Raw genomic sequence first — 12,660 nt, forward strand, 5'->3', positions numbered from 1 at the left:
CGCCAGCCTCGCCGCACGCGACCAGGAACAACGCACTGCGGCCCGTACCACCCGACGCCTGCGCCGGTTGAGAACCGGCCTGTCCCTCATGATGGTGCTCGCCTTTGTCGCGGGCGCGATCGCCTGGCAACAGAGCGAGTCCGAGAAGCGGGAGCGGTTGCAGGCCGAGGCCCGCCGGATCGCGGCTCTGGCCGAGAGCCTGCGGGCGACGGACCCGGTCACCGCGATGCGGCTGAGCATGGCTTCCTGGACTCTGGCCGATCTCCCCGAGAGCCGCTCGGCGTTGATGAGTGCCGCGGTGCAGAAGGAGCAGGACGCCTTCACCGACCCAGACACCGATCCGGCCGTCGTGCGCTACCTCAGCGGCGACGGCCGCACCCTGGTCAGCGTCGGCGCGAAGCAGACCGTGACGTGGGACCTGCGCAGCCACCGGCGGACCGCTTCGTTACCCGGGCTCGGCGGCAGCCTTGCCCACGCCGGCGTGATGAGCCCCGACCTGCGACGACTCACTTTGCTGAACGGCGACGGCAGGGTGAGGATCTGGGACATGCGGGCCGGCCGTGTCGAGGCGCAGCGTCTGCCGGCCGACGACGGAGCCGAGATCAGTCCGAGCGGCCGCACCCTCGTCCTGTACAACACCCGGGGACCCCAGGCGGCGATCCAAATCCGGGACATGCAGACCCGGCGCGTGCTGCTGGAGCGCCGCATGGACAGCGTCCTGCCCAAGGTCGGTCCCGGGGAACCATACGATGTCTCGGACTGGGCCATGCGGCGGCTGCACCAACAGCGCTGGATGAACACCTATCCATTGCCCGATGCTCAGGTGAGCGCGGACGACCGTCTGATGGCGCTGTGCCTGCCCGGCGCCCCCCTGCAGATCTGGGACATCCCCCGGCGCCGCAAGCTGCCGACCAAGTGGGCCCCCAAGACGTCCGCCGCTAACTGCTCCGAGGAAGACTTCCAGTTCACCCCCGACAGCCGGCACGTGGTCCTGCGGGGTCCAGCAGGAATCCGCAGCTGGGAAATTACTTCGGGGCGGGAACTCCCCAAGCTCCAGCACGAGGGACTGGAAGATCTCGAGTTCAGCCCGGACGGCAGGTTCCTGGCCGCCACGGACCCCGACGAGGTCCTGTTGTGGCGGACCGATGCGCCCGCAGCACCTGTCTTCCGGTATCCGCACTCCGACGAGACGGTCAGTGAACTCAGGCTGGACATGAAAGAGCGCCGCATCCGCTATTTCGCCGGAGGGTCCCAGACCGTGGTGCGCTCCCTCTCCCTCGACGGCGTCGTCGACTCCCGCTGGCAGAGCCAGCCCGCCGCATCGGCCTCCTTCAGCCCGGACGGCAGCACACTCGCCATCGCCCACCAGGACACCGACACCGGCCGGGCGCAGATCCAGTTGCACGACGGCCGTAACGGCAACCACATGGCCAGCCTGCCGTCGGCCGCCTGCCCCACTCCCCCCGAAGGGCGGCAAAGTCCCCTGCCCTGCCCCGTGCACATGGCCTTCCGCTCCGATGGACGCGTCCTCGTCTACGGCGTCACCCACCCGGACCTGTCCACTCTGCCGGACAAGCTGTCCCTGTGGGATGTTCCGGGCCACCGCATCACCAAGTCACTGACGGTGACGGGAACCGACCCCGACAACCCCAGCCTTCCCGCAATGGCCGTCAACGGCCTCACCTTCCACCCAGAAGAAACGTCGCTGGTGACCTCCCGAATACCAGAGGACGAACGGCTCGAATTCTGGAACCTGCGCAGCGGGAACAAGGCCCGCGAAATCCACGGCATCGGCGGTGAAACCCTGGCGGTGAAACCCGGCGGACGCATCCTGGCAACCGACCACGGCCAGTTCCTCGACCTGCGGTCCGGCCGGATCACACGCCGTGCACTCACCTCCGGCACGACGCGGGCACTGGCATTCAGCCCGGACGGCAGGTACCTCGCAGCAGGCGACGAATCCGGTCAGGTAACCGTGTGGGACGGCGACGCCCACGAGCCCCTCGGCATCCTTCCCGCGTCTCCGGCCCGTGACGGCCCGCCCAGGCGGGCCTTCACGGACGGCCCGCCCAGGCAGGTGTCGGCACTGGCATTCTCCCCGGACGGACGCACCCTGGCCGCCGCGGGCGATGACGGCACACTGCGGCTGTGGGACACCGACTCCAGCCGCCCCATCGGCTCCGCCCTCCCCACCCCAGGCACAGCCCTCCTGGCCCTGGCATTCAGCCCCGACAGCAAAACCCTCTACGCGGCAGGCGAGCACGTACCGCTGCAGACATACGACATCACCACAGGCCAGGCAGCCACCCTGGCATGCGACCGCGCCGGGGCAGGCCTGACCCCGGACGAATGGCGCACGCACATCCGCGACATCCCCTACCGACGGACCTGCTGAACAGCCGCTGGCGGATGACCACAGCCCGGACGGCCACACCCTGGCTACCGGCATGTGCCACGTCTCAAAGTGAGCCCGTGATCGGCCGATCGTTATTGGCATGCCAGGCTCAGACACAGGCTCTGAGAGTGCGGAACGTGAGCTCTTGTCCGTTCCGCACGTGACCGTCGGAACGCAGGGCGCGCGTGCGCATGGTTTTGGACGTCGAAGTCCATAAGGAGATTCCCTCTGAAGGCATGTAAAGACTCGGACATGCCGCCGATATCACCCGGGCCCGCAAACAGGGGCATGTCGGGTGATTCATTCGGTGCATCGGCGGCTCAAGTAGCGAACTCGCCCGCATCCAATTGGCTTCAGCTCCAGCTCTGTGAGTGCTCGCAGTCAGCGGTGATCTTGGCATGTCCGCCGCCCACTGGACAAGCGGCTGAACGCAGGGCTCCGCACTGTCGGCACGTTCCGGCACCGACACACGGCGTCAGGCTCGCTGCCCGACACGGGCTCGAATGTTCGCCCGACCAAACAACCCGGCGACGCGGACCGCACGCGTGGAGCGTGTGAAGCACACCCTCGGCAAGTCGATGACCGGGCCAATCGAGACGCCTAGGTGGAGTCAAATCTCACCAACAGAACGGGGCTGTGAACCGCTCACGTGGAGTCAGAAAAGACCTACAACTGGAGTCGGTTGTCACCTACGAAGCCAGAGGGTTGAGGTTCAGGCGTTCCACCACTCGTCGGAGCCACAGCCGATCTCGTAGTGCCACCATCCGTCGGCTTGACCTTGCACCAGAAGGGCCTTGATGCCGGCGAAGTCGGCGCCTGCCGGTGCGGTGAAGGCCACCATGGGGAAGTCTTCGCTGAAGACCTCGCCTCCAAGTCCGAACGCCGAAAAGCGCTGATGTACGGCCTGCGGACTGCGTCCCAGGGGACCGGTGGGCACAGGCAGCACACGGATCGTGCAGTTGCCGGAAGAGCTGACCCGTCCGACGGCCCAGTGGAGTCCGTCCGAGTCGGTCTGGTACCGCACTACGTCGCCCTCGGTTACCCCGTCCTGAAGGAAGGGGGCGTTTTGGACCCTGGCCGTGTCATCACCGAGCTTCGTTGCCCACAGCCCCTCGGTGTCCTGCGGGAACCACCCCTCGCGAGGGACGAACCGGAACCAGACCTTGATCTTCTCGACCGCGTACTCCATGACGGCCATCATGCGCTGACCGACAACGTCATCCCCGTCGGGGTCGAGCCAGGCGATCAACCGCAGCGGGCACACGTCAGCCGGAGACTGATGAACAAGCTGGGGCTGTCTGGCGCGGGAGGCGTTGACATGGCCCTCGCCGGGCGTTCGATCGAGGTGTCAGCATCGTCCGCCCGCCCGACGAGGTCGTGGTCAGTGTGCGCCCGCCCACCGTGTTCGCCAATGCCTCCGACTCCGAGTGCCAGAGGTTACGCAGCTTGCTGCGGGGCCCTGGGCGGTCGACGGTGCGGGCGGTGATGGTGCTGCTGTCCCTCCAGGGCCTGTCACCAGCACAGATCTCCGTACTGCTGGAGTTTGACCCGGCCACGGTGCGTCGGTGGATCGGCCGTTTCAACACCGCCGGTGTGGCCGGCCTGGCGGATCGGCCGCGCGGCGGACGGCCGAGACTGGGCGGGGGCGGCTGACCGCGCGGATCACCACGCTCCTTGAGCGGCCATGGCCGTGGACCGTTCGCAGGCTGCACCGGCATCTCGGGCGGCCGCGGATCAGTCGCCGCACGCTGTATCGGCGCCTGCGGCAGACAGCCGTGTGGCGGCGGCCGAAGCTGATCGCCCGCGGAGATCCGACCCGGGACGCGGTCCTGGCCGTCCACCCGGGCGTGCACCTATGGTTCGGCGCCCGCTACAGCCCGCACGACAACCCGACCGAGCGGATCTGGGCCGCGCTGAAGACCTTCATCGCCGACACGCCGGTGTCCTGGCCCGGCCGCAGACGGCAGATCCACGCATTCTTCCGAAGTCGCTCACCCGATCAAAACCTCGCCACCGCAGCCCCCTGGACGAGCCCCTGGTTCCCTGCCCGTTACCGACAGAACTTCTGGAAAGCCGCTTAGCCGACGTGCGGGCTGCGGCGTTCAACGAGGACGACGTCGCGCCAGCGACCGTGGAGGCGGCCGATGCGCTCGTGGGTGCCGATGCCGCGGAAGCCGGCCCGCTGGTGCAGGGCGAGGCTCGCCGTGTTCTCAGGGAAGATCCCGGACTGGATGGTCCAGATCCCGGCTGCCTCGGTCGAGTCGATCAGGGTGTTGAGGAGGGTGGCGGCCACGCCCCGGGCGCGGGCGCCCGGGTGGACGTACACCGAGTGCTCGACGACTCCGGCGTACGCACACCGGTCGGACACTGGGGTAGCCGCCACCCATCCCAGGACGCGCTCGCCCGTTTCGTCGGTGGCGACGAAACGATGGTCCGCCAGCTTGGCCTTGTCGAAGGTGGCCCAGGTCGGGGGTTCGGTCTCGAAGGTGGCATTGCCCTCCTCGATACCCGATCGGTAGATGTCCAGGGCCTGTTCGGCATGGGTGAAGGCAAGCCGCGCGATCCGTATCGGCTCAGGCTGCACGGTCAGCGTCCAGTCCCATGATCGCCCGTACGGCGGCGGGGAAGCACTCTAGGCACTTCTCGTTGACGGCGTAGCGAGTCGAGGTGCCCCGTGGCTCGGAGAGGACGAAGCGCACCTCGGCCAGGACCTTGAGGTGGTGAGAGACGGTGGACTGACCGACCGGCAGGTGTTCCACGATCTCGCCCACCGCCATCGACCGCCGCTGGACGGCCAGCAGGTTCAACAGGCGTATGCGCATGGGATCGGCCAAGGCCTTGAACCACGTGGCGTACGTGGTCGTGTCCTCGTGGCTCAGCGGCGGAGCCGGGTTACTCGTCAGCTCATTCATCGATAATCGACGATAGCCGATGAATGCCCTTCGGGCGAGTCTTCGGCACTACCGTGGACTCATGACGGCACCGCTGGACGTGCTGGTGGTCGGCGCGGGCCCCACCGGTCTCGCCCTGGCCGCGCAACTGCGCGCGTACGGGACCCGGTTCCGGATCGTCGACCGTTCCCTCGACCGTGCGCGCGAGTCACGGGCACTGGCGATCCAGCCCCGCACCCTGGAGGCGCTGGCAGGCTTCGGCGTGACGGACGAGTTGCTCGCTCGCGGTAACCCCGCGATGCAGCTGCGGATGCACCTGCCCCGGCGCGTGGTGGCACTGCCGTTGTTCGACATCGGGCTGACCGACACCGCGTACCCCTTCCTGCTGTTCCTCTCGCAGGCCGAGACCGAGGCCGTCCTTTCTGAGCACCTGGCCGCACGGGACCTGACGATCGAACGCGGCACCGAACTGGTCCGGCTTGAAGTGAAGGACGCGTACGCCGTCTGCCGGCTGCAGGACGGCGACGGCACGCAGGAGACCGTGGAGGCGCGCTATGTAGTGGGCTGCGACGGCTCCCACAGCACCGTGCGCACCCAGGCCGGCATCGGATTCGAAGGCTACGCGTATCCACAGACCTTCCTGCTCGCCGACCTGGAGGTCGACGGACTGGAGCCGGGTGCCGTGCACACATACATGAGCGGGACCGGGATGCTGTTCTTCTTCCCTCTCGGCTCGCCGGCCAGCTGGCGCATGCTCGCAATGCGGCCACCCGACACCCCGGATGCCGAGGTGGAGCTGCCGTTGCTGCAGGAGATCGCCGACAGCTACACCGACGACCAGCTGGCGCTGCGGGACCCGGTCTGGATGACCGACTTCCGCCTCCATAATCGCGGTGCCGCCCACTACCGCTCCGGTCCCTGCTTCCTCGCGGGCGACGCGGCCCACATCCACAGCCCGGCCGGGGCACAGGGCATGAACACCGGCATCCAGGACGCACTCAGCCTCGGCTGGAAGCTTGCTCTCGTCTGCCGGGGCGCCGCGTCCGAAGAGCTGCTGGGGACGTACGAGGCCGAGCGTGCCCCGATCGGCCGCAGCGTGCTGCGCTTCACCGACCGTGCCTTCAGCATCGGCACCAGCAGTAACCTCCTCATTCGCTTCGCCCGTACCCAACTCGCCCCCCGCCTGGCACCGTTGGCGCTGCGTGCGACAGCACTTCGCGGACGGGTCTTCCGAACCGTCTCCGAACTGGGCATCCACTATCGGCGCAGTCCCGCCACCACGGCAGGCTCGCGCCCGCCCAGAAGCGGGCCGCGGGCGGGGGACCGGCTGCCCGACCTGCCACGCGGCCTTCAGGCAGGGACGGCAGCGCCGGACTGGCACCTGCTGCTGTCCGGGCCACCGCCCATCTGGCCCGACGAACGACTCGCCCCAATCCTGGACGGGCGGGCCGATCTGGTCGCTGTGCACCGGTTCGACGGGCAGACGCCATGGCCAGGTGTCGTTCATGGGCTCGTGCGCCCCGATGGCTACCTGGGCTATGTCGCACGGGGCACTGATCTGGACGGCCTGCGTACGTACCTGGACCGTTGGCTGCCGACTGACCGCCACTGACACAAGCTCAGCTCAACACGTTGAACTTGACAGAAAAGTCATCGCTCACCGCACCACGCAGGAAGCGCAGGGACAGGACCTGCGAGGCGGGCCAGGTGTCGGCCAGCGTCGACTTGCCGGCGCCGGATGCACCGATAAGGACGACCAGGCAGTGTTCCGGCAGCTCCGGGTAGGTCAGCGAAGTCATGCGGAATCTCCTTGCGGGTGAAGGGAGTTGGCAGCCCAGATCAGGCGCTGCCCGGCGTTGTCGGTGATCAGTGCGGCGACCTCGTGCAGCGGGCAGGAGGCGTCGCCTTCGCGGTCGGGCTCGAGCTGCTCGGCTCGCCGCGCGGCGACAGTGAGCAACTGCGCGACGGACGCCATGAACCCGCCGGGCGGGTCGGTGTCCTCGATGAGCTCGCGCAGGATCGCGGCGAGTTCCGCCGTGTTGAGGTCGTCGGCGGTGAGGTCGTCCTCGATCTGCTGGAGGGCGAGTTGGGCAATGCCGACGGAAGCCCGGACGCGGTCGATGCGGGGTCGGGTGGTCATCGCGGGCGCCCGTCAGATCAGGGCGCCGACGGCAGCCACCAGGAGCAGGGCCAAGGCGGCGAGGCTCAGGTCGACCGTGCGCCGCAGGTGCTGGTACTTGCGGACAGCGAGGACGGACAGGACCCGGATGCGTGCGGCGCGGGTGTCGCCCTGCATGCAGGCGCGGATCTCGTCTTCGTCGAGCCGCGCCCAGCACGGGAAGGACGCCTTGTCGTCGCCACGCAGGCGGGGCCGCACGACCAGGAGCAGCAGCACGGCGGCCGCGCCGAAGACCTTGGTGGCGGGCGGCAGGTCGGTGTCGGCGACGGAAGCGAGAACGGCGAGGACGGCGCCGTTGAAGGCGAGAAGTAAGGACGCCTTGCCGTCCGTGCGTCCGGAAGCGCGCGGGTTCCCGGAATCCTGAGCGTTGAGAGGCCAGAACCTGCATGTCAGTTGATGGCTGTGGTGGCCCTGCGCGCGGGTTCGCCGTGGTTTACGGGCTTTGGCTTCCCGAGCGTTCGCCGTGCCGCATCCAACTGGCCAGCCCGCAGGCCAGTGTGGGGTTCGGCATGCCGTCATCGCTCATGTGCGCCCGCTGCCAGATCTCGTTCCAGCCGTACGGCATCTCCGGCACGAGCCGGTGCCGCTGCCCGCACGGACATGGCACCGGCGCCCACGCGCACCCACGGCACAGCTCGACCCAGCCGTGCCCGGTCGAGTTCGGCTCCAGCGGTCTCTCGTCCCCGCAGGCCGGGCAGCCGGGGAGATCGGCGCCGTCCAGAATCGCGTTCTGTCGCCGGACGTACTCGGACAGCCGCAGCGACGGATGGCGAAACGGGTCTTCGTACCAGGCGCGGTTCGGGCCCTCCCACCAGCTCCGCAGCCACCACGGTCGCGGGTTCGCTACAGCCCGCCGCCCAGCCCGCTTCTCCGCCCGGCGCTGCGCGACGTACTCCTCTGCCCGCGCGCGCCACAGCACCCGCGCCTCATGCAGTTCCTCCACCGCCCGCACCAGCGCGTCCGGATCCGCCTCCAGCCGCCGGGGGATCGCGGCGCTGAGCGTGAGGTGGTGGTACGTCGCCCGGAAGCCATATGGCGCAAAGAGGGTGATGCAGGTCCGCAGCGCGCTGTGCCGGCGGCGGAGGGGGAGGCAGGCGTCGTGCACGCGCGTTCGGTGGGTCAGGAAGCTGGTCATTGTGTAGGCCTCAGGTTCAGTGCCCGTGCCAGGGCGGCGGTGACGGCGGCGGCATGTGCCGGCAGGTGTTGTTCGGCCCAGGTTCCGGCGAGGCTGAGGAAGTCCTGCAAGTCCCGCTGGGCACTGGTGACGAGCGTGCGTACCTCGTCTACTGGCAGCTCGATCACCGGGCTGCCCTCCTTAGCGTGGGCGTCGAGAGTCAGCCGGACGGTGTCGCCGACGCGTTCGGCCACCGAGGAGGGGTCATGGCCGAAGTAGGAGCAGCCGGTGCCGTCGAGCACCTCCAGCCAGTCCCGCCAGGTCTCCAGGCCGCTGCAGCAACCCGGCTCGACGAAGACGGTGTCGGTGGCGTTGTCGGTCACCCGGAACCCGCCGGCGGCGAGCAGGTCGGGCATGGTGAGCAGCCCGTGCAGGAATGTGCCGAGAGGGTCGGTCGGGCACGGCCCATCCTCCTCCGGCTTGAAGTCGTTGCAGTCGGCGATCCGCATCACACGGGGATGATGCCGGACCCACTGCCCCACCGCCACGGGCTTTAGCTGCGGTACCGGGCTCAGGGCGGGCCTGCTACCTGGGCAGTTTCGCGGTTCGCTCTGATGGCGCTCTTTGAAATTGGCCATCCCCTGCTCAGGGGTGTCCCCACACCTGCTCGCGATTCCCCAGTTGTGGAATGACCTCCTGGGGCAGGGGCCCGTTTGTCCTCGGCCGATGATTAGGTCTGGTTCGCGATCCGGCGGCCGAGCTGTTCGAGGAACTCCTGCAAGCTGGACGGGGTGACCTCGGAGCGGGGCCGTACTCACGGAAGTGCTCCGCCGCCGTCGCAGGTGAGTGGATGAAGCACCCGCTGTCGACGTCGGGCAGCGAGGCCTCACCGATCACCCAGTAGAGCGGGGTGGGCCGTTCGCGGGTGGGGCTGAGCTGGGGCTTTGACAGAACTCAAACCGCCGTTCCCAGTCGCGTGGAGATCATTACCCGACTGCGTGCGTAGCGCAATCATGTAGGCCTCGGGCCCTCCGAAGCAGTGCCGCTCCGCCGGCCTGATCGGCTGCAGCGTCATGGGTTTTCTCGTTACTCCACAGCGCGGCCGATGAGTTTGTGGCTCCCGGCCAGTCCAAGCTCGTGACACCCCAGGAAAGGACACCGCCATGTCGGAGCTTCTCGTCGACTTCATCACCTCCCTCGACGGCCACGCATCGGGAGAGGGATGGCCCGGGTTCTGGGGCCTCGAGGGCCCGGAGTACCTCGCATGGCTCGGCGAGCAGCCCGAGGCCACCTACCTGATGGGAGCGAACACCTACCGCCTGATGTCGGGCTTCGCCGCAGGCGAGGTCCCGAAGGGCCAAGACGAGTTCAGGCCCGAAGAAGAGGCGTCCGTCGACGAGCTCACGCAAGCGTCCAAGGTGGTGTTCTCCTCCTCACTCGAGGAGCCACTGACGTGGGCCAACTCCACGCTTGTCCGCGACGACGCCGTCGAGGCGGTCCGCGCCATGAAGTCGAGTGGCTCGGGGCTCCTCAGCACGATCGGCAGCCTCAGCCTGTGCCGGTCCCTGCTACGAGCCGGACTCGTCGACCGCTTCCGGGTCGTGATGTTCCCGGTGATCACCGGGGCCACGGGCGAAGAACGTATCTACGACGGCTATCCGGACGTTGCCCTCGAGATGATCGAGCACCGCACCTTCGACGGCCGCATCCAGCTGGTCGAGTACAAGCCCCGCGTGCTCGAGCACCCGCCGCTCGGCGTCCCTGCGTGACGTCGCCCCGTCCGCCGGTCTGGACGGCCGCCAGGCCGGCGTCGGCGGCTTCGGTCGCTGGGCCCTCACACGCGCTCTTCACTCCCCACATTCCCCACACGCTTCAAGACGCAACGAAGTGGAGGGAAGAGCGTCCCTGGCCGATTTCAGAGATCCTCATCAGCTCCGGGTAGGCGGTGCCGACGTAGAGCATGGCGGTCTGTTCGGTGATGCCGAAGAGCCTCATGAGCTTGAGCGGGTCGCCAGTGGCGAAGGCTTCGTTGAGGATGCGGTCCTGGCGCAGTCTGTCGAGGGGTAGCTGCCGGGGTCCACGGGAGTGCCGTCGAAGCACTCAAGGCAGCACCCGAGCTTTCTGGATACTGGCGCAAGGTAGATATTCACGACGAGCACTATTCCCCTGCCGACCAGGAGCGGGCGAGGTATCCGAGGCGGCTGCGGGTGACGTTCATGTCGGTGGGCAGGACGAGTAGTCGTGCCGTTCGAGGACCCTGAATGTCTGGTCGGGATGCTGGTTGAAGGCGTGCATGCTGGCAAGCGGTGCCTTGGTCGTGAGGACCGGACTGGGATCGGATATTCAGTGTTCCGCCCGCCCCTGAGGACGCAAGATGGTGCGCATGACTCTGCCCACCCCCATACTGCACACCGCTCGCCTGCGACTGCGGCCCTTCACCGACTCGGATGCGGACTCCCTCTTCGCGCTGCACAGCAGCACCTACGTGATGCGCTACTGGGACTCCCCGCCGTGGAACGACCGGGCCCGTGCCGAGCGCTTCATCGCGAAGTGCCGCAAGATGGCGGACGAAGGCTCCGGGGCGCGGGTGGCCATCGACCGTGCTTCAGACGGGGCCTTCGTCGGCTGGTGCGGTCTGACCAGATGGAACCCGGACTACCGCAGCGCGTCGTTGGGCTACTGCCTCGCCGAGGCGATGTGGGGTCACAGCTACGGGACGGAGGCCGCGCACGCCTTGCTGCAGTGGGCATTCGACACACTGGACCTGAATCGAGTTCAAGCCGAGACCGATACACGCAACGTCGCGTCTGCCGGGGTCCTTGAGAAGATCGGCTTCGTGCGTGAAGGGACGTTGCGGGAAGACTGCGTCGTGAACGGCGAGGTATCCGACTCGTGGGTGTTCGGGTTGATCAGGCGAGAGTGGCAGCCATCGGCCGTGCCGGTTTCAACCCGCTAATAGGACTCCGTTAGGTCTTTCCGTGGGCCTGATCAGGAGCATGTTGGGTGTATGGACGCACATGAAGTGAACCGTATGCGGGCGACGTTGGCGTTATTCGTGGCGGATGTGTTCGCCTGGCTCAGTCAGGTCTCCGGCAGTACGAGCCAGATCTCGGAGAAGGCGAGGCCGTGCTCGCGACTCACCGCCCCACAGGGGCAGCCCAACGTGGCCCGGCGCCAATCGCAGGTCACGGTCCACGGGCCGTCCTTGCCTCCGCACTCCGGGCAGCCGACGGTTTCGGCTGCCCATACCCCCGGCGCGGGTCTGGTGTGGCGGCGGAATCTACCCGCGTATCGGGCCTGCCAGGGCTCAACCGGCGGTGTGAGCGGGACGGCGCCGGGCACGCTCGTCGCGGCGAGAGCGGTGAACAACGCTGCCAGGTCGGGGAGCAAGGCTTCGCCCTCTTCGGTCGGCGGCGCCGTGCGTTCCGTCGTCCCCGGCACGGTGCCATACCTCGGAGCCGCCGCCGCAATGGGTGCATTCGGGGCCGCGTGCCAGGGCAGCAGGGCGCGGGCGACGGCGGCCAGGAGGGCGGCGGCAGGCGGGCTGACAGCACCGGCGTCGAGGTGATGGACGGTAGTCCGGAGTATGCGTTGAAGCCGTCTGTCTCGGTCCGTCGCCCGGGTCTGTGCCGCTGCGCCCCGCCGGGTCGGGAGCGGGGCGGTGAGACGGGCGAGGACAGCCACTACCGCCTCGGCGTCCGCCGAGGACAGGCGCCACTCGCCCGCAGCAAGGAGCTGCCAGGCTCTCCCGGAATCCACGGTGAGAGCGCGTGTCAACAGGGGGTTCGATGCTGCTACCGGCCTTCCGTGCACGCATGCCATTGCATCCCCCTTCTGCCTCACATTGAGTATGGAGGCGTACTCGACGCCATACGGATCAGTCCTGCCCGTCCAGGTCGCGACCGTTCTGATTCCTTCTGTGGAGGAATAGTCAAGACCTGTGGATGGGCGTGCCAGGCTCTTCTTCCCGCCTGCCGTGTTGCTGACCACGCTGGACTCCAGGAGTCCAGCGGCGATGAGTTTCGCCGTGGGTTCCGGTCTGTACCCCCAACACGCGATCAACCGCACTCGAGGAGAGCAC

12 protein-coding genes and 3 pseudogenes are annotated in these 12,660 nt (G+C 68.0%); 5 read left to right on the plus strand and 10 right to left on the minus strand.

Translation table 11 applies throughout. The features are described from left to right. A partial coding sequence (locus tag OP79_RS46505) for a WD40 repeat domain-containing protein (RefSeq protein WP_033329263.1) occupies positions 1–2,395 on the plus strand: 2,395 nt, incomplete at its 5' end. A 712-nt stretch (positions 2,396–3,107) separates the two neighbouring features. On the opposite strand, the gene OP79_RS46510 is transcribed toward OP79_RS46505, so the two are convergent. Then, on the minus strand, positions 3,108–3,596 hold the full coding sequence (locus tag OP79_RS46510) for a DUF4265 domain-containing protein (protein WP_033329270.1): 489 nt from the start codon (positions 3,594–3,596) through the stop codon (positions 3,108–3,110). A gap of 185 nt (positions 3,597–3,781) precedes the next feature. Here OP79_RS46510 and OP79_RS58375 point away from each other — a divergent pair. Beyond that, positions 3,782–4,476 (plus strand): annotated as a pseudogene (locus OP79_RS58375) (helix-turn-helix domain-containing protein). Here OP79_RS58375 and OP79_RS46525 read toward each other — a convergent pair. Then, a complete protein-coding gene (locus OP79_RS46525) occupies positions 4,473–4,979 on the minus strand; it encodes a GNAT family N-acetyltransferase (protein WP_051745725.1) in 507 nt (168 codons plus the stop codon). The pseudogene OP79_RS58375 and the gene OP79_RS46525 sit on opposite strands and share 4 nt — an antisense overlap. After that, positions 4,969–5,307, minus strand: a complete 339-nt coding sequence (locus OP79_RS46530) for an ArsR/SmtB family transcription factor (RefSeq protein WP_051745727.1) — start codon at positions 5,305–5,307, stop codon at positions 4,969–4,971. The genes OP79_RS46525 and OP79_RS46530 overlap by 11 nt, the downstream gene beginning before the upstream one ends. Before the next feature lie 61 nt (positions 5,308–5,368). On the opposite strand from OP79_RS46530, the gene OP79_RS46535 reads away from it, so the two are divergent. Beyond that, positions 5,369–6,898 (plus strand): FAD-dependent monooxygenase, encoded by a 1,530-nt coding sequence (locus OP79_RS46535; protein ID WP_033329265.1) that lies wholly within the window; start codon positions 5,369–5,371, stop codon positions 6,896–6,898. 37 nt (positions 6,899–6,935) lie between these two features. Here the strand turns inward: OP79_RS46535 and OP79_RS46540 are convergent. From OP79_RS46540 to OP79_RS46560, 5 genes and pseudogenes are all read right to left on the minus strand, one after another. Then, a pseudogene (locus OP79_RS46540) lies at positions 6,936–7,085 on the minus strand (ATP-binding protein); the annotation flags it as partial. Continuing rightward, the gene (locus OP79_RS56650) at positions 7,082–7,426 is read right to left on the minus strand and encodes a hypothetical protein (RefSeq protein WP_033329267.1); all 345 of its coding nucleotides are present in this window, start codon (positions 7,424–7,426) and stop codon (positions 7,082–7,084) included. The pseudogene OP79_RS46540 and the gene OP79_RS56650, both read right to left, overlap by 4 nt. Positions 7,427–7,438: 12 nt before the next feature. Continuing rightward, complete coding sequence (locus tag OP79_RS46550; RefSeq protein WP_245685701.1) at positions 7,439–7,984, minus strand: Pycsar system effector family protein; 546 nt, start codon at positions 7,982–7,984, stop codon at positions 7,439–7,441. Further along, positions 7,899–8,600: a hypothetical protein gene (locus tag OP79_RS50885; protein ID WP_245685702.1), complete on the minus strand. Its 702-nt coding sequence runs from the start codon at positions 8,598–8,600 to the stop codon at positions 7,899–7,901. The genes OP79_RS46550 and OP79_RS50885 overlap by 86 nt, the downstream gene beginning before the upstream one ends. Beyond that, positions 8,597–9,091 (minus strand): hypothetical protein, encoded by a 495-nt coding sequence (locus tag OP79_RS46560; RefSeq protein ID WP_425428692.1) that lies wholly within the window; start codon positions 9,089–9,091, stop codon positions 8,597–8,599. Before OP79_RS46560 ends, OP79_RS50885 begins: the two co-directional genes overlap by 4 nt. A 651-nt stretch (positions 9,092–9,742) precedes the next feature. On the opposite strand from OP79_RS46560, the gene OP79_RS46565 reads away from it, so the two are divergent. Beyond that, positions 9,743–10,348 carry a dihydrofolate reductase family protein gene (locus tag OP79_RS46565; protein ID WP_033329268.1) on the plus strand — a complete coding sequence of 202 codons (606 nt, stop codon included), beginning with the start codon at positions 9,743–9,745 and terminating at the stop codon, positions 10,346–10,348. Positions 10,349–10,451: 103 nt separating this feature from the next. Here OP79_RS46565 and OP79_RS58785 read toward each other — a convergent pair. After that, a pseudogene (locus OP79_RS58785) lies at positions 10,452–10,655 on the minus strand (hypothetical protein); the annotation flags it as partial. 307 nt (positions 10,656–10,962) lie between these two features. Between OP79_RS58785 and OP79_RS46570 the strand changes: the two are divergent. Next, positions 10,963–11,535, plus strand: coding sequence for a GNAT family N-acetyltransferase (locus tag OP79_RS46570; protein WP_033329277.1), 573 nt, complete (start codon positions 10,963–10,965; stop codon positions 11,533–11,535). A gap of 125 nt (positions 11,536–11,660) precedes the next feature. Here OP79_RS46570 and OP79_RS46575 read toward each other — a convergent pair whose 3' ends face one another. Further along, complete coding sequence (locus OP79_RS46575; RefSeq protein WP_245685703.1) at positions 11,661–12,338, minus strand: hypothetical protein; 678 nt, start codon at positions 12,336–12,338, stop codon at positions 11,661–11,663. Positions 12,339–12,660: the final 322 nt, after the last annotated feature.

The sequence above is a fragment of the Streptomyces yerevanensis genome, assembly GCF_000716805.1.
GTDB classification, from domain to species: domain Bacteria; phylum Actinomycetota; class Actinomycetes; order Streptomycetales; family Streptomycetaceae; genus Streptomyces; species Streptomyces flaveus.

What these genes read in the sequence shown, in the direction of transcription:
- OP79_RS56650 (WP_033329267.1), bottom strand. Translation starts at nt 7,426, where the DNA reads ATGACCACCCGACCCCGCATCGACCGCGTCCGGGCTTCCGTCGGCATT.
- OP79_RS46550 (WP_245685701.1), bottom strand. Translation starts at nt 7,984, where the DNA reads ATGACGGCATGCCGAACCCCACACTGGCCTGCGGGCTGGCCAGTTGGA.
- OP79_RS46570 (WP_033329277.1), top strand. Translation starts at nt 10,963, where the DNA reads ATGACTCTGCCCACCCCCATACTGCACACCGCTCGCCTGCGACTGCGG.
- OP79_RS46510 (WP_033329270.1), bottom strand. Translation starts at nt 3,596, where the DNA reads ATGATGGCCGTCATGGAGTACGCGGTCGAGAAGATCAAGGTCTGGTTC.
- OP79_RS46535 (WP_033329265.1), top strand. Translation starts at nt 5,369, where the DNA reads ATGACGGCACCGCTGGACGTGCTGGTGGTCGGCGCGGGCCCCACCGGT.
- OP79_RS46530 (WP_051745727.1), bottom strand. Translation starts at nt 5,307, where the DNA reads ATGAATGAGCTGACGAGTAACCCGGCTCCGCCGCTGAGCCACGAGGAC.
- OP79_RS46565 (WP_033329268.1), top strand. Translation starts at nt 9,743, where the DNA reads ATGTCGGAGCTTCTCGTCGACTTCATCACCTCCCTCGACGGCCACGCA.
- OP79_RS50885 (WP_245685702.1), bottom strand. Translation starts at nt 8,600, where the DNA reads ATGACCAGCTTCCTGACCCACCGAACGCGCGTGCACGACGCCTGCCTC.